The organism is Actinomyces sp. HMSC075C01, assembly GCF_001812965.1.
Taxonomy (GTDB): Bacteria; Actinomycetota; Actinomycetes; order Actinomycetales; family Actinomycetaceae; genus Actinomyces; species Actinomyces acetigenes.
In genome coordinates, this window is the sequence record NZ_KV810996.1 from 59,388 (window position 1) to 83,305 (window position 23,918).

At 69.0% G+C, this 23,918-nt stretch carries 19 protein-coding genes; 7 read left to right on the forward strand and 12 right to left on the reverse strand.

Going from position 1 to position 23,918, the window contains the following annotated elements:
• A partial coding sequence (locus tag HMPREF2883_RS07265) for an N-acetylmuramoyl-L-alanine amidase (protein ID WP_070660338.1) occupies nt 1-1,738 on the reverse strand: 1,738 nt, incomplete at its 3' end.
• Between the two features lie 412 nt (nt 1,739-2,150).
• Between HMPREF2883_RS07265 and rfbB the strand changes: the two genes are divergently transcribed.
• Nucleotides 2,151-3,146 (forward strand): dTDP-glucose 4,6-dehydratase, encoded by a 996-nt coding sequence (gene rfbB, locus HMPREF2883_RS07270; RefSeq protein ID WP_070660340.1) that lies wholly within the window; start codon nt 2,151-2,153, stop codon nt 3,144-3,146.
• 114 nt (nt 3,147-3,260) lie between these two features.
• Here rfbB and HMPREF2883_RS07275 read toward each other — a convergent pair whose 3' ends face one another.
• A complete protein-coding gene (locus HMPREF2883_RS07275; protein ID WP_070660342.1) occupies nt 3,261-4,199 on the reverse strand; it encodes a glycosyltransferase in 939 nt (312 codons plus the stop codon).
• Nucleotides 4,200-4,388: 189 nt separating this feature from the next.
• Between HMPREF2883_RS07275 and HMPREF2883_RS07280 the strand changes: the two genes are divergently transcribed.
• The 4 genes from HMPREF2883_RS07280 to HMPREF2883_RS07295 are packed head-to-tail and all read left to right on the forward strand — an operon-like array spanning nt 4,389 to nt 7,028.
• On the forward strand, nt 4,389-6,083 hold the full coding sequence (locus HMPREF2883_RS07280) for a DUF6020 family protein (RefSeq protein WP_256277379.1): 1,695 nt from the start codon (nt 4,389-4,391) through the stop codon (nt 6,081-6,083).
• A 24-nt stretch (nt 6,084-6,107) separates the two neighbouring features.
• Nucleotides 6,108-6,359 carry a toxin HicA gene (locus HMPREF2883_RS07285; protein WP_070660408.1) on the forward strand — a complete coding sequence of 84 codons (252 nt, stop codon included), beginning with the start codon at nt 6,108-6,110 and terminating at the stop codon, nt 6,357-6,359.
• On the forward strand, nt 6,356-6,697 hold the full coding sequence (locus HMPREF2883_RS07290) for a type II toxin-antitoxin system HicB family antitoxin (protein WP_070660353.1): 342 nt from the start codon (nt 6,356-6,358) through the stop codon (nt 6,695-6,697). The genes HMPREF2883_RS07285 and HMPREF2883_RS07290 overlap by 4 nt, the downstream gene beginning before the upstream one ends.
• 46 nt (nt 6,698-6,743) lie before the next feature.
• Nucleotides 6,744-7,028, forward strand: coding sequence for a putative quinol monooxygenase (locus HMPREF2883_RS07295; RefSeq protein WP_070660356.1), 285 nt, complete (start codon nt 6,744-6,746; stop codon nt 7,026-7,028).
• Nucleotides 7,029-7,055: 27 nt separating this feature from the next.
• On the opposite strand, the gene HMPREF2883_RS07300 is transcribed toward HMPREF2883_RS07295, so the two are convergent.
• The 5 genes from HMPREF2883_RS07300 to HMPREF2883_RS07320 form a co-directional block, all read right to left on the reverse strand.
• The gene (locus tag HMPREF2883_RS07300) at nt 7,056-9,110 is read right to left on the reverse strand and encodes a DUF6541 family protein (RefSeq protein ID WP_256277380.1); all 2,055 of its coding nucleotides are present in this window, start codon (nt 9,108-9,110) and stop codon (nt 7,056-7,058) included.
• A 43-nt stretch (nt 9,111-9,153) separates the two neighbouring features.
• A complete protein-coding gene (locus HMPREF2883_RS07305; protein ID WP_070660362.1) occupies nt 9,154-10,458 on the reverse strand; it encodes a nucleotide sugar dehydrogenase in 1,305 nt (434 codons plus the stop codon).
• Between the two features lie 130 nt (nt 10,459-10,588).
• Nucleotides 10,589-12,586: a DUF6541 family protein gene (locus HMPREF2883_RS07310; protein WP_141759066.1), complete on the reverse strand. Its 1,998-nt coding sequence runs from the start codon at nt 12,584-12,586 to the stop codon at nt 10,589-10,591.
• A complete protein-coding gene (locus tag HMPREF2883_RS07315; protein ID WP_070660367.1) occupies nt 12,583-13,839 on the reverse strand; it encodes a glycosyltransferase family 4 protein in 1,257 nt (418 codons plus the stop codon). The genes HMPREF2883_RS07310 and HMPREF2883_RS07315 overlap by 4 nt, the downstream gene beginning before the upstream one ends.
• Nucleotides 13,832-15,049 carry a glycosyltransferase family protein gene (locus HMPREF2883_RS07320; protein ID WP_256277381.1) on the reverse strand — a complete coding sequence of 406 codons (1,218 nt, stop codon included), beginning with the start codon at nt 15,047-15,049 and terminating at the stop codon, nt 13,832-13,834. The genes HMPREF2883_RS07315 and HMPREF2883_RS07320 overlap by 8 nt, the downstream gene beginning before the upstream one ends.
• 298 nt (nt 15,050-15,347) lie before the next feature.
• Here HMPREF2883_RS07320 and HMPREF2883_RS07325 point away from each other — a divergent pair, with 298 nt between their 5' ends.
• Both HMPREF2883_RS07325 and HMPREF2883_RS07330 read left to right on the forward strand, forming a co-directional pair.
• Nucleotides 15,348-17,015 carry an asparagine synthase-related protein gene (locus HMPREF2883_RS07325; protein WP_081381274.1) on the forward strand — a complete coding sequence of 556 codons (1,668 nt, stop codon included), beginning with the start codon at nt 15,348-15,350 and terminating at the stop codon, nt 17,013-17,015.
• Nucleotides 17,016-17,026: 11 nt separating this feature from the next.
• Nucleotides 17,027-18,145, forward strand: a complete 1,119-nt coding sequence (locus HMPREF2883_RS07330) for a glycosyltransferase family 4 protein (protein ID WP_070660373.1) — start codon at nt 17,027-17,029, stop codon at nt 18,143-18,145.
• Nucleotides 18,146-18,209: 64 nt separating this feature from the next.
• Here HMPREF2883_RS07330 and HMPREF2883_RS07335 read toward each other — a convergent pair whose 3' ends face one another.
• The 5 genes from HMPREF2883_RS07335 to HMPREF2883_RS07355 are packed head-to-tail and all read right to left on the reverse strand — an operon-like array spanning nt 18,210 to nt 23,747.
• On the reverse strand, nt 18,210-19,535 hold the full coding sequence (locus HMPREF2883_RS07335) for a glycosyltransferase (RefSeq protein WP_070660376.1): 1,326 nt from the start codon (nt 19,533-19,535) through the stop codon (nt 18,210-18,212).
• Entirely contained in the window at nt 19,501-20,832 is a 1,332-nt protein-coding gene (locus HMPREF2883_RS07340) for a lipopolysaccharide biosynthesis protein (RefSeq protein ID WP_371080537.1), read from the reverse strand. Before HMPREF2883_RS07340 ends, HMPREF2883_RS07335 begins: the two co-directional genes overlap by 35 nt.
• A gap of 56 nt (nt 20,833-20,888) precedes the next feature.
• Nucleotides 20,889-21,956 (reverse strand): Gfo/Idh/MocA family protein, encoded by a 1,068-nt coding sequence (locus HMPREF2883_RS07345; protein WP_070660378.1) that lies wholly within the window; start codon nt 21,954-21,956, stop codon nt 20,889-20,891.
• Nucleotide 21,957: 1 nt separating this feature from the next.
• The gene (locus HMPREF2883_RS07350; RefSeq protein WP_070660381.1) at nt 21,958-23,091 is read right to left on the reverse strand and encodes a DegT/DnrJ/EryC1/StrS family aminotransferase; all 1,134 of its coding nucleotides are present in this window, start codon (nt 23,089-23,091) and stop codon (nt 21,958-21,960) included.
• A complete protein-coding gene (locus HMPREF2883_RS07355) occupies nt 23,091-23,747 on the reverse strand; it encodes an acyltransferase (protein ID WP_070660385.1) in 657 nt (218 codons plus the stop codon). The genes HMPREF2883_RS07350 and HMPREF2883_RS07355 overlap by 1 nt, the downstream gene beginning before the upstream one ends.
• Between the last annotated feature and the right edge of the window lie 171 nt (nt 23,748-23,918).

Sequence of the window (23,918 nt, forward strand, 5' to 3'; positions counted from 1 at the left end):
TCCAGTACCCCACCCCGCGCTCGAAGCGCTGGAAGACCCCACCCTTGGTGGAGGCCTGGACACCGGAGGTGGCCGGTCCGATCCAGCCGTTGGCGCCCAGGGCGCTGCGCAGGGCAGCGGCTCCCGGATGGTCCTGGGACACGGTCGACGGCGCACTGCTGCTTCCCTGCGGGGTGGAGCCCTGGGCCTTCGCGATGGCGCGGATGGCGCCGAGCTTGGAGTAGCCGACGTTGCCGGGGCAGGTGGTGTAGCCGACGTCCCGGTGCCCGAGGATGCGGGGCATGGAGATGGTGGAGCCGGCCTGGTAGCGCTCAGTGGTCCACACGTGCAGGCTGGCCCAGCCGGTGACATCGGAGATGCCGGCGCGCTTGAGGAACCATCCGGCCATCTTGCCCACAGAGCTCAGCTGGGCGTCCGAGGGGGACACCGTGCTGTAGTCCCCCATCATGGAGATGCCCATGGTGCCGGTGTTGACGCCTCGGGCGTGCGCCCCGATGCTCATCGTGCCGGCCGGTGCCGCCACGGAGCCGGAGCGTCCCTCGAAGACCGTGCCGAACTTGTCGACGAGGAAGTTGTAGCCGATGTCGCCCCAGTCCAGGGTGACCGCGTGGTAGTAGTAGATGCCCCGCACGATGGAGGCGGACTGGCCTGCGGAGTAGCTGTTGGTGCCTGCGGTGTGGTGGACGACGACGTGGCCGGCTTTCGCGTACTCGGGATCCCAGCTCATGTAGGAGGCGTTGGCTCCCCACTCGGCTCGGGTGGTCACCGCGACCGGCAGGCCGTTGGCGGTTGTGGCAGCCGGTGCGACGGCGGGCGCAGTGACTGATACAGCAGCTGGCACGGCAGCCGGCTGGGTGCCCCACGCCGGGCTCGCGGATGGCACCGTGGCCGCCGGCTCCACCTGAGCGCCCTGGGGCTGGGAGGCGGCGGTCTCCTCAATGACGGGGGTCGGTGCGGCCTCGGTGGTCTTGAGGTCATCGGCATCGAGGACCTCCTCGCCCTGCGGGCGGGAGGGAACCAGGGCCAGCTTGAGCCCGGCGGGAAGCGAGCTGCCGACGACGGAGGCCTGGATCGCATCGGCCCCGCCGGTGACGAACTCCCCCGTTGCGGAGGTGGCGCGGTCGTCGCGGCCAGCGTCGGCCGCCTCATTGAGGTACCAGGGTGACCAGGTCCCGTTCTCCCGCACGCGCAGGTAGATGCGCACACCTTCGGGCAGGTCGGCGCCGCCGGCCCAGGTGAAGCCGGCGACGAAGAAGCGGTCGACCTCGAGCGGGTCGGTCAGCAGGGTGGCGTCCGCCTGCGGATCCGTGGCCGCCGGCAGGATCGACGGGACCGGCGCGCCGGCTGCGCCCGTCGTCTGAGTGAGGGCGGGCACGGCAGCGGATGCGCCGAGCACCGGCGCCGCACTCACCGAGGCGGCATCGGCGGAGCCGGCCTCCTCCCCCGCCGAGGCTTGGACGTCGTCGAGCCCCGACTGCCCGACCTCGGTGGCCTGCCCGCTAGCGGTGGTCAGGTCGAGGATCTGCACCGGCGCGGGGGCCTCGCCCTGGCCACTGGAGTCGCCGGCGTCCGGCGCGGCACCGGCCGCGGGAACCAGGCTTGACAGGAGCAGCGAGGTCAGGGTGATGAGCCCGGCGGACCGACACACACGTGCGCGGGCGCTGAGCCCACTGGCATGGCCACCGAGGCGATGGCCGCCACGAGGGGCGATGCGGCCGAGAGCGCGAGGGACGTTCATGGGGTTCCTTTGAGGTGATACCGACGGGCGTCCATCAGGCCTCACCATCAGAACCGACGACGCGCTCCCTCGAGAGGCACGAAATCAAATTTCTGAGCAATTTTCAAGAGATTACTGATAGTTTACTGATAGTTACGGTGGGTGCTCGACTGCGGCGGTGGCGTCGACGCCCAGAATCCCATCCGCTCCCCGTCCACTCCTCATCTTTTCTTGAGGTTCCGCGGTTTTACCGCTTCACGACGCGACTATTGCAATCCGGTCTCACCGACCCGGAGCCCTCAGTCCGGCTGCACCGGCCCGGCGGCCACACCCCACAAGCCGCCCGTGGGCTCGAGCGAGCTCCTGTGGCATGATGGCGTCGGCCATGATGGGCGCTCAGCGCCCCCAGTTCCCACGTATCGGAGCGAGTTCTATGCACGTCCTCATCACCGGAGGCGCCGGCTTCATCGGCGCCAACTTCGTCCACCAGACCCTGGTGCGCCACCCCGACGCCACCGTCACCGTCCTGGACAAGCTCACCTACGCCGGGAACAAGGGATCGCTGGCGGACCTGGGTAACCGTGTCACGCTCGTCGTCGGGGACATCGCCGACGCCGACGTCGTCGACCCGCTCGTGGCCCAGGCCGACGTCGTCGTCCACTTCGCGGCCGAGTCGCACAATGACAACTCGCTTCGCGACCCCTCCCCCTTCATCCAGACCAACCTCGTGGGCACCTTCACCCTCCTGGAGGCGGTGCGCCGCCACAAGGTGCGCTTCCACCACATCTCCACCGACGAGGTCTACGGGGACCTGGAGCTGGACGACCCGGCCAAGTTCGAGCCGACGACGCCCTACAACCCCTCCTCCCCCTACTCCTCGTCCAAGGCCGGCAGCGACCTGCTCGTGCGCGCCTGGGTGCGCTCCTTCGGCGTGGAGGCCACGATCTCCAACTGCTCGAACAACTACGGGCCCTACCAGCACATCGAGAAGTTCATCCCGCGTCAGGTCACCAACCTCATCGACGGCGTGCGCCCCAAGCTCTACGGCGCCGGTGAGAACGTGCGCGACTGGATCCACGTCCTGGACCACAACGACGCCGTGTGGGACATCATCGAGAAGGGCCGCATCGGCGAGACCTACCTCATCGGCGCCAACGGCGAGAAGAACAACAAGGAGGTCGTCGAGCTGATCTTGGAGCTCATGGGCCACGCTCCCGACGACTACGAGCACGTCGCCGACCGCCCCGGCCACGACATGCGCTACGCCATCGACAACTCCAAGCTGGTCGAGGAGCTCGGCTGGGCGCCGAAGTTCACCGACTTCCGCTCCGGCCTGCAGGCCACCATCGACTGGTACCGGGACAACGAGGCCTGGTGGCGCCCGCTCAAGGCCGAGGTCGAGGCGAAGTACGCCGCCCAGGGGCAGTAACGTAATACTGCTCAGTTCAGTAGCTCGTTCTTGTGTGGGGTCCCCGGGTCACGGGGGCCCCACAGTCGCCTCACCGGCGCCCGTCCAGACACCCGGGCGACTGACGGCTCGCTGCTACGGACGTGAGACAGCTGGATAGGCGAGATAGGCCAGACGAGCGGTGTTGGCCCTCGCACGACGCAGCCCCGACTGAATGACTCCGAGCATCATCCACAAGAAGCCCATGGTCACCAGGCCGATGCTCAGGAAGAGGGTGGGGAAGCGCGGGACGTTTCCGAACTCCAGGAAGTGCCACACGATCGGGATCCCCAGGGCGACGGCGACCACCCAGGTGAGGAAGCCGAGCGTGCCGTAGAAGAGGACCGGGCGCTCGTCGCGCACGAGCCTGGCGATGAGGGCCAGAATCTTGAAGCCGTCGGAGAAGGTGTTGAGCTTGGACTCCGTACCGGCGGCGCGCTCTTTGAAGCCGACCGGGACCTCGATCTGGGGCACGCGCAGGGTGGCGGCGTGGACCGTCAGCTCGGTCTCGATCTCGAACTCGCGGCTCATAGCGGGGAAGGACTTGACGAACCGGCGGGAGAAGACTCGGTAGCCGGAGAGCATGTCGGTGACGTGGGTGCCGAAGACCCGGGATGTCAGGCGGTTGAAGGCCTTGTTGCCGGCCTCGTGCCCGGGCCGGTAGGAGCTCTTCTCCTGCACGTCGCGGCGAACGCCCAGCACATGATCGTAAGGGCCCTTGAGAAGAGTCGCGATCATGGAGGGCAGGGCTGCGGCGTCGTAGGTGTCGTCGCCGTCGATCATGACGTAGACGTCGGCCTCGACGTCGGCGAAGGCCCGACGGACCACGTTGCCCTTGCCCTTGCGCTCCTCGCGACGGACGATAGCGCCGGCGGCGGCCGCGACCTCGGCGGTGCGGTCGGTGGAGTGGTTGTCGTAGACGTAGACGCGCATCGCGGGGACGGCCGTCAGGAGGTCGGTGACGACCTTCCCGATCGCACCCTCCTCGTTGTAGCACGGGACGATCGCTGCGATGTCGAGGCTGGAAAGATCCACCTGGTTCCAATCCGGACGGGAGCCGAGCAGGCGCTATTCTAGCGGCACCCGCGCCCAGGCCGGTGATTGTGCTGGTGACGCGGGTGCTCATGCGCTTGTCATGCGTCCCCGGACTGGAGAACAACGCCCGTGCCCCTGCCTCTGCCGACCTGGCTCTTCCCCTCTCGATCCGACCATTGCGAAGGTTCTGTGGGCCTGCCTCAGGACCCGGGGGGAGGAAGGACCCGTCGTCGACGGGCGGTGGCGTCAGCGCTCTTCGCGATCGCCTTCGCGGCCGTGGACGCCGTCTCACAGGTGGTGGGCCGGGTCCAGCCGGCAACCAGGACCCTCGCTCAGGGGTCCTTGACTCCAGCGCGACTCCTGGCGGCACTGGTCCTCAGCGGCGCTGTGTGCTGGGGCTTCCTGGCACTGGTCGACCTTGCCGCACGACGTCGGGCTCGCAGGTCCCAGAGCACCGACGAGCGGCCGGGGGACGGGAGGTCGGGCCGTCGCCGTCTGGCGCTGACGGCCTTCCTGGTGCCGCTCGCGTGCTGGACCTTCGTGTACGCGCACCTGTGGCCGATGGCCTCGATGAACGACACGGCCTGGATCCTGCGCAACCCGACCGGTGCCGGGGCACAGCACCCCATCACCTACACCCTGACGATCGGCGGCCTGTTCCGTCTGGGGCGACTGGTCGGAGGCGATCTGGCCGGCGTCGTGCTGCTGTCGGTGGGACAGATGCTGCTGTGGGCCACATGCGTAAGTGCCGTCACGGTCTTTCTAGACCGCAAGGGCACCTCACGCCGCATGACCGGGGTCTTCATCGCCTACTGCGCGCTCATGCCGCTGGTGGCCGACTACTCCTTCGCCGTGGTCAAGGACGCGGCCTTCTCCCTCTTCGCCACCCTGCTCATCCCGGTGCTGCTGGTGGTGCGTTCCAGTGCTGGGAAGGTGCTGCTGAGCCGACGCGGCACGGCGGTGGTCGTGGCGGTCCTGGTGGGTTTCGCGCTCATGCGTAATAATGCCCTGCCGGTGGTTCTGGTGGTCCTCGCTCTGGTGGTGTGGTGGTCGCGGGTGCACCTGCGCCGGGCGGTGGCGGTGAGCGCCGTCGCCCTGGTACTCATTGTCATTCCACCGGCGACGACGGCGCAGGCATCGCACGCCGAGGAGGCACTGGGGATCCCGCTGCAGATGGTCGGTTACACCCTGGTCCACGATGCCCAGTGCCTGCCGCCGGCCAGCCGGCAGGTCTTCGACAACGTCCTGGCCCCCGAGGCCTGGAAACAGGCCTACCGGCCCAACAGCGTCGACCCCGTCAAGGACGACAAGTCCTTCAATACCGCCTACCTCGATGCACATCGCGGCCAGTTCCTGTCCGCCTGGGGGCGGGCACTGGTGGCTTGCCCCAGACCTTTCGTCACCGGGTTCCTGGTACAGACCGCCAACCTGTGGCGCTTCGACACCGATCCGATCCGCACCGACGGGCAGTCCCGCTTCGTGACTGCGGTCTCGAACTACCCGGCCGATCGGGACCGGCTGATCCGTGCCTACGCCCGGGCAGGCGTCGTCAACCACTCACTCCTGCCCCGGCCGCTGCGGCCGGTGGGGGACGCCGCCGTGCGGGGCATGGAGGTCACACCGGGCCCGGGAACCTGGATGTGGGTGGTGGCTCTGAGCGTGGTGGGGTTCGTCTACGCCGGGCGACGCGAGTGGGTGGCGATCTACACCCCCATGGTCCTGCTGTGGGCGACGCTCATGATCGCGGCACCCACGGTCACGCCCTTCCGCTACATGGAGTCCATCATCATGGTGGTGCCGATCGGGCTCGCCGTCCTGCTGGGCACCAACCGCGCCACCTGGGAGCCGGCTCCTCCATCCACGAGGAACAGCCACAAGCAATGATACTATATGTGGTATCATATCAAGATGCCAAGCGTCGTGAAGATCCTCGCCAAGATGCAGGAGAACCCACGCGGAATCGCGTACACAGAACTCATGAAGGTCTGTGAGCACTACTTCGGGAAGCCTCGGAGCTCCGGTGGATCACATGCAGTGTTCAAGACCCCTTGGCCTGGAGATCCTCGCGTCAACATCCAGAATGACCACGGGCGGGCAAAGCCGTATCAGGTGAGGCAGGTTCTTGCCGCCATCGAGAAGAAAGGAGAGACGGAGAAATGAGTACAGCCGTCGACACTGCGAAGTACAGCTTCCGCGTAACGTGGTCAGCGGAGGATGACGAGTTCGTCGCCACCTGCACCGAGTTTCCTTCACTCTCCTGGTTGGCCGGAACCCCTGAGCTGGCGTTGTCTGGTTTACGCAACCTTGTCAGCGAGGTGGTCGCCGACCTCCTTGCGTCGGGGGAAGCGGCGCCAGAGCCTCTATCGACCCGTCACTACTCGGGCAAGTTCCAGCTGCGCCTCGGCGAGGATCTGCACCGACGCCTGGCCATGGAAGCAGCAGAGCAGTCCACCAGCTTGAATCAGTATGTCGTACGAAAGCTGGCCACAGCCTCCTGAAGTACCCTCGTGAACCATCCGTTATCACCCCTGTGAGGAGATTCCCGTGATCCGCATCGTTGCCACGTTCCATGTCCGCCCCGACGCCGTTGAGGAGTTCCGCGCACTCGCCGGTGAGCTCGTGGAGGGCTCGCGGGCGGAGGAGGGCAATATCGCCTACGACCTGTGCGTGGCCCGGGACGATGCGGCCTCCTTCGTCGTGCTCGAGGTGTGGCGCGACGACGCCGCGATCGAGTCCCACAACGCCTCGGCGCACTTCACGACCCTGGTGCCCCGGATGGTGGGCCTCTCCGCCAAGCCACCGTCAGTGGTCCAGTACATCGAGGCCTGAGTACGGGTCAGGAGACCGTCAGCCGTATCAGCCGCAGGCGGTGATGCGCCACAGGGAGGTGCTGCCCTCGGAGTCGACGAGCTCGAGCCCCTCGGTGGGGACCTGGGTCAGGCTCGCGTCCCACCGCAGGGGAGCGGCGCCAGCGACCGAGCCCGAGGCCGTCGCATCCGAGCTGCTGTAGAAGTAGCGCACGCCCAGCTGGTTGAGGAGCGCGCAGGTCTGGGAGTCCTTCTGCCCCAGGGCGGGCCAGGCTGAGGCGAGGGCGGCCTCCGGGGTGCCCGGTGCAGCCGCGGCGCGCGTCGGGTAGACGACGTGCACCCCGCCCAGGGACCACAGGTGGGCGGCCCCCCTCGACGGCGCACCCAGGACGACGGCGCCGTCGGGCAGCCGGCTCCGGGAGCGCTGAATGAGTGTGATGGCGTCCTCGGTGAGCAGGGTCCCGTACTGAATGCGCTGCGGATCGTAGACCGAGGCGACGAGGGCGCGCTCCACGGGGACTCGCGCCGCCACCGGCAGGAGCACGAGCGCGACCATCATGGCGGCCGCCGTCCGCCCCGGCCGCACTCCGCCCAGTCGCGAGGCCGTCCGGCGCAGCACCGCCCACAGTCGTTGCCCGGGCTGCCCGGCACCGCCCTGGGCCACGAGAATCAGAGAGGGCAGGATGGCCAGAGGGAGGATTCGGGCCTTCTGCAGGTACCAGGGTGAGCCGAGCTGCCGACCCACCCACTGCGGCCCCCCTGTCAGGACCAGGAGGGCCAGCGCCAGCAGCCACATGACAAGCCAGGGGCGCTGGTCTCGCCGCGAGCGCGCCCACCACGCCGACCCCAGGGTGAGCAGGCCAAACACGACCCCGATGGGCACGGTGGCTCCGGGGACCGACCCGTACATCGGGAGGTCGACGAGTGCCTGACCCAGGGTCGCCACGGCGCCGGCCACTCCCCCAGAAGGACGCTCGTAGCCCAGGACGGAGGCCAGGGAACCGCGCATGAGCCAGGCCCCCGTGGCCAGGGCCAGCAGGGTCCCAGCCGCCCCTGCCACCAGGAGGGCTTGGCCGCCCCTCCTGCCGGCGCTGCGGCGCCACAAGGAGGCGACGACGTCGGCCAGGAAAGGCACGGTAAGGATCGCCAGGTTGAACAGACCGGTGCCATGCGCGGCCACCACGCCTCCGGCGACGGCCAGCATGAGAAGGACCCATGTCAGGTGAAGGCGCCTCGATACGGCGCCTTCGCGCAGCTGGTCGTAGAGCACAAGGGCGCCAGGGAGCCCCAGGACGCTCAGGGCATAGGGCCACACCGCCAGCGAGGTCATGAACAGCAAGGGAAAACCCACGAGCCCAGCGCTGAGCGCGAGCACTGCGGCGACCGAGCACACCTGTTGCCGCCGGTCGGCACCGTCACCGACCGAGCCGGAGGCGGAGTCGAGGCCGGTGACCCGGGCCAGTAGTCCCAGAAGGCTCAGCGGCCAGATCACGGCAGTCAGAGCCAGGATCCCGGCGGTACTGGCCGGGACCGGGCCGCCCGGCGCCAGCGCCACAGCCCCGTGCCACACGGTGGGGTAGTAGATGGCGCGGCCCGAGTAGAGGGACGACAGGCCCCCCAGCATGGAGGCGTTACCCCCTTCTCGGATGGCCGCCACCGCGTTGAGGTGGAAGGTCGCGTCGAAGGCCTGCGCGGGGTAGTCGGGGCCCGGCAGACTGGACAGGATCACCCCAGCCGGCACGACGACGGCCACGCTCAGACCACCGGCCAGGATCATCCGCTCGGCCCGGCTCCATGGCGTCCTCTGACACTCTGGCCCCGCTGCAGGGCCGGCGACCAGGTGCATGAGAAGGGTTGAGCTGACGCTCAGGGCGGCGATGACCGCCCAGCCCCAGGGACGCCACGTCAGCGCCAGGGCACGGGTGAGGATCTCCGCGACCCCGATGAGCGCCGAGCCGATGGCCGGGGCCACCGCCAGGGACGGCAGCGCCCCCAGACGGGCGGCTCGTCCGATGACCCAGCCGGGCACGAGCAGCAGGCCGGCCACGACGAGCGTGGCGGCCGCCAGGCTCCAGCCGGAGTCTGCGTTCAGCCCCGCAGCCACGCTCGCAGCCATTCCTACTGCTGGTCTCAGAAGGCCCCCGGGGTCACTTGCCTCCGCCGATGGTCAGGCGCGGCACACCGGCCCACTTGGCGGCGTCGGTGACGCGGCGCCCGTCCAGCAGGAGACGCAGCCCGGGCAGGTCGGCGGGAGCAAGCTCGCGGTACTCGGGGTGGTCTGCCTGGACGATGGCGACGTCGACCTGCTCACCCAGGTGGTAGGGGGTCCAGCCGAAGCCGGCCAGCTCCTCGTCGGTGTACATGGGGTCGTGGACGAGGACCTCGGCGCCGGCCTCGCGCAGGGCCTCCACGGTGGGGAAGACTCCGGAGAAGGCGGTCTCCTTGACCTTGCCGCGGTAGGAGGCTCCCAGCACGACGACGCGCAGGCCCTTGAGCGAACCGAGCACCTCGGCGGCCCGGCCCACCACGTAGGCGGGCATGGTGGCGTTGAAGGTGCGGGCGGTGCGCACCACGGAGGCGTCGGGGTCGGTGGACAGGTACAGGCGCGGATAGACCGGGATGCAGTGCCCGCCCACCGCGATGCCGGGACGGTGGATGTGGGAGTAGGGCTGGGAGTTGCAGGCCTCGATGACGCGCTCGATGTCGAAGCCGGCCTTGTCCGCGTAGACGGCGAACTGGTTGGCCAGGCCGATGTTGACGTCGCGGTAGGTGGTCTCGGCGAGCTTGGCCATCTCGGCGGCCTCGGCGGTGCCCATGTCCCACACGCCGTTGGGGCGGGGCAGGTCGTCGCGCTCGTCGAAGTCGAGGACGGACTCGTAGAAGGCGATGCCGGCCTGGGTGCCGGCCTCGTCCAGACCGCCCACAAGCTTGGGGTAGCGGCGCAGGTCAGCGAAGACGCGGCCGGTGAGAACCCGCTCGGGGCTGAAGACGAGGTGGAAGTCGACGCCCTCCTTCAGACCGCTGATCTCCTCGATCATGGGCTTGAAGCGGCCCCGCAGCGTGCCCACGGGCAGGGTGGTCTCGTAGGAGATGAGGGTGTCGGGGGTCAGGTGGGCGGCCAGGGAGCGGGTGGCGTCGTCCATCCAGGCGAAGTCCGGCTCCCAGGTGGCGTCGTTGACGAACAACGGCACGACCAGCACGATCGCGTCAGCCTCGGGGATGGCCTCGGCGTAGTCGGTGGTGGCGCGCAGGGCACCGTTGCCGGTGGCGGGGCTCAGGGCGGCGAGCTTCTCGGCCAGGTGGGCCTCGCCGGGGAAGGGCTCGGTCCCGGCGTTGACGGCCTCGACGACGGCGGGGTTGACGTCAACCCCGATGACCTCGTGGCCTTTGTCTGCGTACTGGACGGCCAGGGGCAGTCCGATCTTGCCCAGGGCGACGACGGCGATGCGCATGCGGGTTGGTCCTTCCGTGGCTTCGAGAGTGGCTAGTCAACCATACTCGTTCGTCGTCGTGAGAGATCACGTCAGTAGGGGGCGGTGTGGGGAGCGCGGTGCGGTGACCGGGCGTCGCGTCTCACGTGCCTCACGGTCTCTTGTCGGGTGTCCAGCACAGGTCGATCCGGTAGACAGCTGCGGAGCCGCCATGATCGATGAGGGTGAAGCCCTCGGAGAGGTCGACGTTGTAGAAGCCAGGACGCAACCTGGAGTTGGGGACGCCGTTGAACCTGGTGTCCCGGTCCGCGTAGAAGTAGTGGATGCGGTGCTTGCGCACAATGTCGCACACCTTGGGATCGGTACGAATATCCGAGAAGTGCTGGGCGAGGTACTCGCCGTCGGGGTCGGAGAAGGACCGCCCCATGTAGTAGGAGGTCACCTTGATGTCGGACACCGCGGGCAGGAAGGCCATTCCCGAGGCGGGGTCGCCCGTGACCAGCTGCTCGGGTGGGATCTCCACCCGCAGGCGCGTCATCAACGCCAGCTCGTCGGCATCAAAACTGTAACGCGGCTCCTTGAGCCTGGCCGGCCACACGGCGTCGTGGAGGTCGCTGCGCATGATCGGCCACAGCATCATGGTCGTCAGTGAGACGATCAGGGCGACGACGGTGACGGCGCTCCAGCCCAGGGGGAGTCTCAGATGCGCCGCTGCCCTCTCGACCAGGTGGGACATCGCCAGCGCCAGCAAGGGGGCAGTCGTGAGCGTGCAGGTGCCCACGACTCGATAAGAGTTCACGTAGTGAAGACTGGCCACGTGGGTGAGCACGGGGATGGAGACCAGGCTTCCCAGCAGTACACCCATGAATGCCAGCCACAGCGCACACAGCCACCGGGTCTGGCGGCTCTTCCAGGCGACTGCCAGACCGATGGCGGTCAGGACCGCGACCGCCAGGTAGATGACGTTCGAGGAGTGATGGAGGTCGGTGCCCTTGAGGCGCAGAGTCGCCATGACCAGGAGCTTGGGGCCCAGGTTCTCCCAACCGCGCTCGGGGTAGCGGCCGAACTGCGACTGCTGTGGCCCCGGTGAGACGATGAAGGCGATGATGATCAGGCAGATCGCCGCACTGGCTGCGGCGAGCAGCCAGGTTCTTCTCCGGTCTCCTTGTGCGTGCGCCGAGACTGCCGCCTGCGCGGGCAGCCAGACCGCGAGCGCCGCGACGATCCAGAAGACGACGCCGACGGCGGCCGGGTGCGCCATCGCCAGACCAGCCAGAGGAATGGCTCCGGTGACGACCCGTCCCAGCCATCTCTTCCATGGGACACGCCAGTCGCGGCCCACCTCCAGGAGCCAGGCCAGAAAGCCCGGAACGGTTGCCAGTGCCATGACGTAGGGCCACATGCCGGCCGCCAGCTCAAGCCGCAGGGGGAAGGCCGGCAGCAGGAACGTCGCCGCGATCGCCCAGAGCCAGGAGCGGGGGTTATCGAGGAACAGGCGCTGGCACAGGACCGCGATACCGGCGACCCACACCAGAGGAGCCATGAGAAGCAAGGTGTTGCCGGCTACCAGGGCGTACTGGGAGCGGAAGTCGATCAGCGCGCCCAGCGAGTGCCAGACATTGGGGTAGTAGGAGCGTCCGTCGCTGAGGCCGAGCAGCCCCTGGTTGGCCGACATCGGGTCGGCGTTTCCGGTGCGCGCCATCAACCAGATCTGGTTGTAGTGATAGGGGGCGTCCCCGCCCTGCATGATGAGACGCGGTCCCATGGCGCTGATAATCGGCAGGATCGTCACCAACCACGCCGCCAGCACGCCCAGAAACTTGGGCAGCACCTCCTTGGTCCGCCGCCAGACCCTCTCCATCCCACCAGGACGCGAGCGCCACGTGATCGCCCGGCACAGTGCCGCGACACCCGCCAGGAGCAGGAGCACGGTGGCATAGCTGTACCTGCTCCAGACAACACCGAAATGGTGCATGAGCACGCTGGTGAGCCCCACGAAGGCGAAGGTCCACGCCGGTGCGGCCACGACCCTGACCACGAACGGACCGGCGTTGAAGATCGTCGCCAGGAAGTAGCCGGGTCCGTAGAACAGCGCCACCAGTGAAAGCACCAGTGGAAGGAACTGCGCCCATTCAAGAAGTGCGGTCATCGACGGCGAGCCCTGCCTTCTGCCACGATCTCGTTGATGATGGCAGCCGCTACCTGTCCCAGGCGGCGGGCGGACACGTGCTCCAGGGCCCAGGCCCGCAGCTGCGCCGAGGACCGGACAGCCGAGGTGACCGGAGCCGAACGGGCCTTGGAGGCTGCAGAGGCTGCGAGGGCACCAGCAGACCTCTCATCCAGGGCGAGATCGGCCATGGCCCGGGCCACCGCGTCGGCGTCGTAGGGCACTGCGACACCGAGACCCTCCTGGACCACCTGGCGGCCCGCGTCCTCGGCCCCCGCATAGATAACCGGGGTCCCGCAGGCGGCGGAGGCGAATGCCTTGGTCGGAAAGGCAAAGCCGTAGGGCCCCGGCTTGACACTCGCCAAGGTTGCGACCGACGAGCGGATCCACTCCGCGGTCTGCTCCGGTGACATGCGCCCGAGGACCTGGACGGCACCCTCAGGTAGGGACGCGGCCTGCCTCCTGATCTCGGCGAAGGACTCCCCCTGACCGATGAAGACCAGCCGGGCCGTGGGATCGCGCTGCAGCAGCGCCCTGAAGGCCTCGACGAAGATCTCCGCCCCGTGCACTTCGGAGGCGGTTCCCGCGTACACGAACAGCGGTCCGGTGGTATCGACCCGCCGGCCCTCGGGAGTGAACACGTCGGTGTCGATGCCGAAGCCCAGCCGACGGGTACGGGCCGAGATCCCCCGCCCCGCCAGCCGTTCCTCCATTCCTTCGTGCACGGTCATGAGGGTGGAGGCGCCGTTGAGCACCCAGTTCTCCAAGCGAGTGAGGACGGCGCTGACCACCGGCGGAGCGGTGGTCTCCTTGACCGCGTCCGACCACAGGTCGGCCGCCCGGTAGGCGTAGGGCACTCGACGCAGGGCGCACACGACGCGCACCACAGCACCTGTCGTCGGAGGAGGCTCACAGATCACCACATCCGGCCTACGTTCCAGGAGCAGTCGGAAGAACAGCGGGACGTCGAAGGACATGTACTGCACGTAGCCGCGGACGTAGCCGGCCTTGTCGCGCAGGACGGGGGCGCGTCGCACAGTCAGTCCTGGATCGTCGCGGACCTCGAACTCCTGGGGGGGCCGGCTGGTGAGCACAGTGACCTCGAAGCCCTCACGCACCAGGCCGTCGGCGATGGCCCCCAGGGCGAGGGAGGCGGCGGCGGGCTCGGGCCTGAACAGCCGACTGACCATCACGGCACGGGGCCTGCGGGCGGGCTTCCCGGTGTTGTCAGCCATGGTCGCGCTCCTTCACGGGGTGGTGCCTCGCCGGTCCTCCAGGAGATCCGGCGAGCTCCTCAGCTACCTGGCGGGCCCTGGCCTGCCAGGTCTGACTCGGTACGACCTCGCGCATACGCCGGCGCACCGCCTCGATCTCCTCAGGCGCCTCACGCAGGTGACGCAGCAGTGCGCTGAGGGCTTCGGCGTCGTACTCGAGGACCCACCCGATTCCCATCTCCTGGACGAGACGCCCGGTCTGGGTTCCGCGCACGGCGACGACAGGCAGCTCGTGGGCCAGATACTCGTAGAGCTTGTAGGGGACGGCGAAGTCCCAGTACGGGTTCGGTTCGGTGAACAGCACCCCGAGGTCGGCGCGCTCGTAGAGCGGAAGGAGCTCGCTACCGGAGCGGTGGACGACGTCGGCCCGCCCGGCGGGCAGCAGCGGGGCGTAGTGCTCGCGGGTCTCCTCCCAGGTCTCCTGGCGCACGCACAGTGTCACACGCGTTCCAGGGGTCTGGCTCACGGCTTGGAGACAGGCGTCAAGTCGGTAGTTGTCCTGCAGGACGCCGACGAACAGGAGGTCCAGCTCCGCTGCGTCCCGGGACTCGACGACCGTGCGGCCCTCGCCCCCGGTCTCGACGGCCGGGGCGCCGGGGGGCAGGGCACTCGCCCGTTCCGGAGTGAGGAAGGGAATATGGCGGCCCATGGCCCGACTGGGCAGGAAGAGGTGGATGCCCAAGCGTCGGTAGGCCAGGAGCTCGCCGCGGTAGGTCGCTTGGAGACCGGCCTCCAGGATCGGGTTGATCCCTTGCCGGAACTGGCGGAAACGCCAGTAGATGTCCCTGTAGAAGATGCCCACCGGCGCCCCGGCACGCTGGCAGTCGCGGAAGAACGACAGGTCCAGCAGCGGGTGCGGCGGCAGATGACGGGGCTCGGTCAGGGCGTTGGGGATGGTGGCGTTCTCCCCGTAGACGAAGGCCGGCACGTCACCGGCAGCGATCGCCGCCCGCACCCGTCGCATGGCCTGACGCCGCTCAGCGGCGTATCCGCTGACCTCCATGACCCGGTAGCCGATGTCGGTGAAGGCCTGACGCATCGCAAGGGGCCGCAGGATGGAGGCCGCGAGGCGGCCCGACTGGAGGGGGAAGGGAGTATGGAAGACCATGAGCCTGCCAGCCCCGGCACCGGCCACAGCCCCGCCTCCACCATCCATGCTGCTTGCGCTCACGAGGTCACCTCTTGTCCTGTGCCTTGGCCCCGTAGGCGGACAATCCGCCCCGTGGGATGCTCAGAAAGCATCTCACACCTGACCGAACCGACGAGACACATGTCTGTTACCAGCCACCACAGCATGTCGCCGGTGCCCGCCGGGCGTCAACCGCGTCACGTGTCATAACTGTGACACACTGGGCGCCGTCAGACGGGTCGGACGCACCAACCGCCCTTGGTCAGCAGGTTTGAGAAGGCAGGATACGGTGAGCGCTATCGAGGTTGATCTCCGGCTCAGGAGCCCGCACTGGTCCCGGGTGACGACATCCGCTGACACCGTGACCGACGGCAACGGCCTGTGGGTGCGAGCCGACCACGACTGCTCGGACCCGACCGACCCCGAGGTCCTCACCTCCCACCCGGGCCGTCTGGCCGCCATCCGGATCGACGGCGACGAGGTCGTCCTGGCCCAGGACCGTCTGCGCTCATGGCCCCTGTTCTGGTCCCTTGAGGACGGGCTGAGCGGCGCACAGCGACTGGTCGTCAGCGACGACGCGACCCTCATGCGTGAGGCCGTATCCGCTCCACGACTTGACGCCCGGGCCCGCCAGGAGTTCCTCGACGCCGGGTTCGTCACCGGCAGCGACACACTGCTGGCCGGCATCCACCAGACCGAGCAGGGCACCGTCGTGCGCATTGACCGTGCTACGGGTCGAGCGCGCACGATCAACCACTCCGTGGCGAGGTTCTGCGAGGGGACGGACACAGTCGTCGACCCCGAGGACTTCTCCGGCCTGCTCTGCGAGGCACTCGACGTCGTCCTCGGACGGGTCCTGGCGGAGATGGACCGGCGAGCGGGCTCCCCCAGGCTCGTTGTTCCGCTGTCGGGCGGGCTGGACTCGCGCCTGCTGGTCGCCTGGCTGACCCTCCACGACGCGCTGGACCGGACAGTGGCCTTCACCTATGGGCGGCCCGGCGCCCGGGAGGTCGAGATCTCACGGAAGGTGGCCCAGGCCGTGGGCCTGGAGTGGCACGCCGTGGACTACGATCCGGCCGCCCTGCGCGAGGCCTGGCAGACCCAGGAGGCCGCCGACTTCCTCAAGGACGGCTACACCCTGGGGGCCCTGCCGCACATCCAGGACTGGTGGGCCCTGCGCACCCTCCTGGCACGTGGGACGGTACGTCCCGGTGACATCGTGCTGCCGGGGCACACGATCGTGGGCAACATGCACGACGAGCAGTTGCTCGACGGGCCCCCCGCCACTCGCGGCCAGGTGGCCAAGGCGATCATCACCCACCACCAGGAGCTCCAGGGCGAGCAGAACCAGGCCTGGGCAGACCCCTACCGGGCAGGGAAGGTCAAGAGCTTCCTGGCGCTGCGGCCGTTCACCGGCAGCCCCCGCGACGTGCAGAGCATCCTGGAGTCCTACAACGTCCGCGAGCGACAGACCAAGTACATCAACAACTCGGTACGCGCCTACGAGCACCTGGGCCTGGAGTGGGCCCTGCCCATGCTGGACGTGGAGTTCTGGAACGCCTGGCACCGCGGCGCCGTCGAGCTGACAGCCACACGCGACTTCTACGCCGTCTTCATCGGGCGTCTGTGGGCTCAGGCGACCGCCCGGGCATCCGGCCAGGAGCAGACCGCACAGGCCGACCTGGCCTACTTCACCCCGACGAAGGTCAACGAGACAACCCGCTCCCGCCTCAAAGCGGTGCTCTCCCGCCTGCACCTGCTGCACCTGGCCGAACGCACGGCCTCATCGTGGGCCACTCTGCACTCGCCGATGAGCTTCGACGCCTTCATTACCGACGCCTCCCGGCCGGCGGCTGCGGTCCAGCTCATGATGGGGCGCACCCTGCTGGGGTTCTGGGCCCGGGCATTCATCACCGACACCTGGTGCCGCAGGTGCCGTCTGTTCACCGATCTGCCCGTGGTCGACGTCCCGCCGACGGTCGCGGACTCCTCAGAGCTGAAGGCGTAAGGAGCGGGCGCATGCATGTCACGATTGTCAGCACCTGGTTCCCCACGGAGGTCTCCGCGGGGCTGGGCATCTTCGTTGCCCGGCACGCCGCCTCGATGGCTGCCGCCGGGCACGACATCCGGGTCGTCCACCTCGTTGCCGCTCACGTCGATGACGGCACGAGACGTACCCGCGTCATGGGCGTGCCGGTCATCCGGCTGCCCATGACGCCCTCGCGCCCTCATGAGGTGCTGGCGGCCAGACGGGCGCTGGGAACGCTGACTGCGGGCAGCGACATCGTCCACACCCACGCCATCTCCACACTCATGCCCTACGCTCTGAGCCGGCCGCGCGAGCCGTGGCTCCACACCGAGCACTGGTCGGGACTGGCCAATGGCGGGGCCGCTCTCGGCACGATCGCGCGCGCAGGAGCCCAGGTGGTGCTGCGCCTGGAGCGCAGGCCCGACGTCGTCACCACCGTCTCCGACCAGCTCGCCGCCGACCTGAGGGCCTACCGCCCTCACGGCGAGATCCTGACCGTTCCCAACGAAGTGACTCGACCCAGTGAGCCGGCCCCGCGCCGGGACGTCCAGCTGGGGCGGGACGTCCTGCAGATCGTGGGAGTCGGGGGGCTGATTGAACGAAAGCGTCCGGACCTGGCGGTCGCAGCGGTCGCGGCGCTGGCGGAGCTGGGCGTCCCGGCCCGGCTGACCTGGGTGGGCGACGGCCCGCTGGCCGAGCACTGCACCGCTCTCGCCCAGAGCCTGAACGTCGATCTGGAGCTGACCGGTCAGCTGCCTGACGACGTCGTCGGGGAGGTTCTGTCCGCCAGCGACCTCTTCCTCGTGCCGACGCTGGCAGAGACCTTCTTCCTTGGGGCCGCCGAGGCGCTCGCGGCGGGTCGGCCGGTGGTCACCAGTGACCGCGGCGCGCATACGAGCTTCCTGGACCCCTCCGTCGCCGAGATCGTCAGCCAGGATGACCCTCTGACGTGGGCCAGGGCCGTCATCGAGGTCATGCGCCGTTGCGAGGGGCTGACGGCCCAGGACATCCAGGACACGCTGCCACGGGCCTTCTCCCCCGAGGAGGTGGCGGGCGCCTACGGACGCGCCTATGAGGCCACCATCGCCGTGCACTCCGCCCGGCACTGACGGCACTGACCGGCTAACCAACACCGCCCGGTGCTGTTCAGCACCGACACCACCCCCTGAGGACTCAGTTCTCCAGGGCAACCAGCCCGTCAACGAACTCGCGGTACTGGCGCTGGGCGTCCGACATCCTCGCCCAGGTGGCGTGCGCGTCTGCGCTCATGGCGGCGTAGTCGGCATCGCTCAGGTCCATGACCGACTCGATGGCGTCGGCAACCTGCTCGGCCGTGACATCCACCGGGATGAGCCGGCCGTTCTCGCGATCGTGCACGATCTCGCCGGTGCCCCCTGCGGCGGTGGCCACGACCGGCATTCCCGCCGCCTGGGCCTCCATGACGGCCACCGGGACGCCCTCGCCGTCGGAGCAGTTGAGGAAACAGGCGAAGTCGGTCGTGGCGTAGAGCTCGCGGACCTCTTGGTTGGTGAGGTGCCCGGTGAAGGTCACCGGGGTCGAGTCGATCTGTTCCTCGGCCCGAGCGCGCATGGCCTCCAGACGGTCGGTGTTGTACTCGCCGATGTGGGTCCAGGAGACTCTCCGGCCGCGTCGTTCCAGCTCGGCGACGGCCTCCACGATGAGGTGGACCCGCTTGTAGGGGGCCATGTGCGAGCAGGAGACCAGCTGGAAGGGATCAGTCCTGTGACGTTGGTGGCGGGGAGCGGCCGGGACGCCCAGGCGACGCACCTCGATATTGCGGGCCTCGGGAAAACGCCGGTGCAGGAAGCCGGCGGCGTAGTGGGAGATCGGGTAGACACGGTCCACGGCCTGCATGACGAAGCGACGCGAAGGGACATAACCGCGCGGTGCGTCGGCCTCGTCGACGTCGTAGGCGTGGGCCCGGGAGACGACCTTCACCGGACGTCCCCTCAGCTCGCGACGCCGCAGCATGCCGCCCAGCGCCGCCCCAGTGAAGAACCAGTAGGAGTAGATGGTCAGGTGCCCGCCCTGATCCAGCCCGAGACTTGGCAGGAGCCGGCGCATCCGGCTATAGGCGCTCAGGGCGATCGCCGCGAAACGCACGTCCATGCCGAAGCGGCCGAAGCTCTTCCACGGCGGCGTCTCGACCATCTGCTCCCGACCCAGCAGGATCTGCGGGGCGCGCAGGATCGCGTGGAGGCGCCAGTCGGGCAGGCGTGAGGCGGGCAGCAGGGCGCAACGGGCGTTGTCAGGCAGCGTGCGGGTCTGACGGGCCCCCTCACTCAGGCGCACCGGGACGATGACGACCTCGTCGTAGGCAGCGCACAGGGTCTCGATCTCCTGCTCGAGGAACTCCTCCCCCACCTCGTAGGGGAAGGCGTCAGTGAGCAGGAGCAGGCTGCGCCGTCCCTGCCTCCCGGACGGGGCGGTGGACGTCCTCGCCTCAGGCATCTGAGACGTCGGCTTCGTGGGAGTCATCTCCGTGTCTCCTTCCGGTCCGGGCGGACCCGTGAGCGTCGAACTGCTTGGCCGCATGGTCGGCCAGCAGCGTGTTGAGCACCAGCAGCCCCGCCATCATGACACCCAGCACGTAGCAGGTGGGCATGACCTCCAGCGGGGACCAGTGCAGCCAGGCCAGGGGCGCAGCGGTGTAGAGCAGGGCGAAGCCCAGCATCCAGTCCTGGTGCTCGGTGACGATGAACAGGTTGGAGATCGGCGAGGTGATGAGCAGCATGAACAGCCACGGGGTCAGTGCCCTCGCGAAGCTCCCGGAGTCGGTCCACTTGGCTCCGAGAAGCAGAGGGAAGAGCCACGGCGAGAGCACGTAGATGAGCGCGAAGGGAATGATGCCGATCAGGACCGCCCGCTTGATGGTGACCCGCACCAGCGGCCTCATCTGACCGGGCTCGATCGTGGAGAGCTTCTGGAAGAAGACCTTGGCCACCGCGCCGTTGATGAGGATGAGCGGTGCGTCCAGGTAGCGCCAGGCCATCTGGAACTGCCCCAGCGCGGAGGCCGAGTAGCTCGCGATGAGCAGCTGGATGCCGTTGAGGCGCAGGGCGTCCGCCAGGGCGTTGGGGCCATTGAGCAGCGGCATGCGCCGGTAGCGGCGGGCCACCCACCTCAGGGACGGCGCCTCCTTGGGCAGCGGGCGCCATAGCTCCTTGGCCTGACGCCCCAGATTTCCGAAGGCGAAGACCTGGCCGGCGGTGAAGCCCAGCATCAGCCCGGCCATCCCCCCCAATCCCACCAGGCCGAGGCCGAGCTGGCCGACGTTGACGCCGATCTGCTGCTCGGCCTGGTTGATGGCGATGGCGCGGTAGTTGCTGGAGCGGTTGAACCAGAACTTGAACAGTTCCACCCCCGACATGAGGAAGGTGGTCAGGCCCACCAGGGGCATCCACAAGGCCACCTCATGCCCCCACCACCGTGTGACCAGGCCGTGCAGGGGGAAGGCCGCCACCGTCGCCAGCAGCGAGACGACGGTGATGCACACCATTCCCAAGCGGGCCACGCTCAGGGCCTCGGGCTCCTTCCTGGGGAGCATGATCGTCATGTCGTAGCGCAGTGCCGCCACCGCGACGAGGATTCCCGCGACAGAGGTGTAGATCGCCATCAATCCCATGTCGCGAGGCGTGTAGATGCGCGCCAGCACGATCGACATGCCGAAACTGACCACCTGGGCCACAGCCGTCCCGGTGATGAGGGTCAGCACGTGTCCCAGCAACGGCGAGGACTCCAGAAGCGCCGATACGCGCTGCCGCACCCGCCCGATCAAACCGCCTGAGGTGGGCGCCGCAGGATCACCCGCGGAGTCCTTGGCGGAGCCACTCACAAAGTGACCGTCCGGTTCTCGCTCGCCGAGGTCAGCACCGCCTCGACGACGCCGAGCGTGGCCACGCCCTCGGCCATGGTGACGTGGCGCTGGGCCACGCCGCGCACGGCGTCGCGGAAGTTCTCCTGCTCCAGGGCCAGCGGCTCACGCTTGGGGATCGCGTAGCGGATGACGTCGCCCTCGCTGACCCCCCGGAAGGCGGCGACCTGGTCCCAGGTGGAGGCCACGGTGCCGTTGGCGTGGAAGGTGAGGTCCCCAGTGAGAGTGTCCGCCACGAAGGTTCCCTTCTCCCCGGTGACGATCGTGACGCGCTCCTTGAAGGGCGTGAGCCAGTTGACCTGGTGGCTGACGATGATGCCGCCCTCCAGCAGGCCGATGGCCACCATCATGTCCTCAGTCTGGCGGCCGGAGCGGTGCGTGACCTGCGCGGCCACGGAGGTGTAGCGGGCGCCGGCGACCCAGGCGGTCAGGTCGATGTCGTGGGTGGCCAGGTCCTTGACGACCCCGACGTCGCTGATGCGGGCCGGGAAGGGGCCCTGGCGACGGGTGAGGACCTGGTAGACCGCACCGAGCTCGCCGGCGTCGAGGCGCTCGCGCAGGGCCCGCAGGGCGGGGTTGCAGCGCTCCACGTAGCCGACGGCGCCCACCAGGCCCCGCTCGGCGAAGGCGGCGGCCACGCGGCGGCCCGCGGCGGAGTCGTGGGCGATGGGCTTCTCCACCATGGTGTGCACGCCCGCCTCAGCCAGGGCCAGGGCGACGTCCTCGTGGTAGACGGTGGGGACGGCCACCATGGCGGCGTCCAGTCCGGCGTCGATGAGGGCGTGAACATCAGGCAGGACCGCCAGCTCGCCGGCCACGCCGAAGCGGTCGCCGCCGGGATCGGCCACGGCCACGAGCTCCATGCCCTCGGTGGCGCGGATGACCCGGGCGTGGTGGCGCCCCATGGAGCCCAGGCCGATGAGGCCCACGCGCAGCGGGTTGTCCGCCGTGCCCTTGCCGGTCAGGTAGTGGACCTCGGGCAGCCCGGTGGTGGCCTGACCGTCGAAGGCGACGTTCTCGCTCATCTCAGGCACCTGCCTTGACGGTGGCGGCCACGGCCTGGCCGATGCGCTCCAGGTCCGCCTCGCTCAGGGAGGGGTGGACCGGCAGGGAGAGGCACTCGTGGGCGGCCTTCTCGGTGCCGGGCAGCTCAAGGCCCTCGGCATAGTGGGCCAGGGAGGCCAGGCGGTGGTTGGGGATCGGGTAGTAGACACCGCTGCCGACCTGCCACTCCTCGCGCAGGGCGGCCTGGACGGCGTCGCGCTCGGTGCCCGTGGCCCCCTCGAGACGGATCGTGTACTGGTGGTAGACGTGCGTGTAGCCCTCGGGGACGAAGGGGGTGACGACGCCGTCGACGCCCGCCAGCAGCTCGTTGAGGCGCGCGGCGTTGGCCTGGCGGGTAGCGGTCCAGCCGGCCAGCTTGGTCAGCTGGACGCGGCCGACGGCGGCGGCCACGTCCGTCATGCGGTTGTTGAGGCCCACCAGCTCGTTGGCGTACTGCTTCTCCATGCCCTGGTTGCGGATGAGGCGGCAGCGGCGGGCCAGCTCGGCGTCGGCCGTGGTGATCATGCCGCCCTCGAGGCTGGTCATGTTCTTGGTGGGGTAGAAGGAGAAGGAGCCCCAGGCCCCGAAGGTGCCCACGGGCTTGCCGTCGATGGCTGCGCCGTGAGCCTGGGCGCAGTCCTCGAAGACGGCCAGGCCGTGGCGCTCGGCGATGGCGAGGATCTCGGGCATGTTGGCGGGCAGGCCGTAGAGGTGGACCACCTCGATGGCTGCCGTGCGCTCAGTGATGGAGGCCTCGACGCTGGCGGGGTCGAGGGTGAAGGTCACCGGGTCGATGTCGGCGAAGACCGGCACGGCGCCGCTGATGGCCACCGAGTTTCCGGTGGCGGCGAAGGTGAAGGAGGGGACGATGACCTCCGGGGCCCCTCCGGCGCGCTCCTGGAGCTCAGTGGCCAGGGTGGCCACGTGCTGAGCCGAGGTGCCGGAGTTGACGGCCACGCAGTGGACGCCGTTGACGACCTGGGCGGAGAACTCCTCCTCGAAGGCCTTGACCTGGGGCCCCTGGACGACCATGCCCGAGGCGAGGACGGCGTCGACGGCGTCGCGCTCCTCCTGCCCGATGATCGGCTTGGCTGCTGGGATGAACTCGCGTGACATCAGTGGGTGACCTCTCGGATGGTGGTGGATTCGGAGCTGGACTGCGTGCCGGGCCCGCCAGCGGGCTCGGCGTCGAACTGCTCGTACAGGGTCCCGGTGACGGGGCAGCGCCAGCGCGGGGCGCCGTCGGGGCCGGGATCGGCCGGGGTGAGGGGCTCGCCGGCGCGCCCGACCCAGCCGATGCGGCGGGCGGGGACCCCGGCGACCAGGGCGTGGGCGGGGACGTCCTTGGTGACCACGGCGCCGGCGGCCACCGTGGCCCAGGCCCCGATACGCACCGGAGCGACGCACACGGCGCGGGCGCCGATCGACGCGCCTTCCTCGATGGTGACTCCCACGGGCTCCCAGTCGGCGGCGGACTTGAGCGAGCCGTCGGGGTTGACGGCCCGGGGGAAGTGGTCGTTGGTCAGCGTGACCGCCGGGCCGATGAAGACCCCGTCGGCCAGGCGGGCCGGCTCGTAGACGAGGGCGTAGTTCTGCACCTTGCAGCTGTCCCCCATGACAACGCCCTCGCCGATGTAGGCGCCGCGCCCCACGATGCAGTCCCGTCCGAGGACGGCGTGCTCACGGACCTGTGCGAGGTGCCAGATGCTGGTGCCCTCTCCGAGCACGGCTTCCTCGGAGACATCGGCGGACGGGGCGATGCGGGTGGCCACGGCGACTCCTGTGCGGGCGGCTCGCACCGCCCTGACAATCGAATGAGTCCGGGCAGCCGAGTGGCTGCCGGAAGCCGTGCCGCTCCGGTCGCCGGAGGCGGCGGCGCTGCACGACCGGCCCCATCCTAGGGGACTGATCCTCATGAGACGACGCCTGGGCACGCCCCGAAG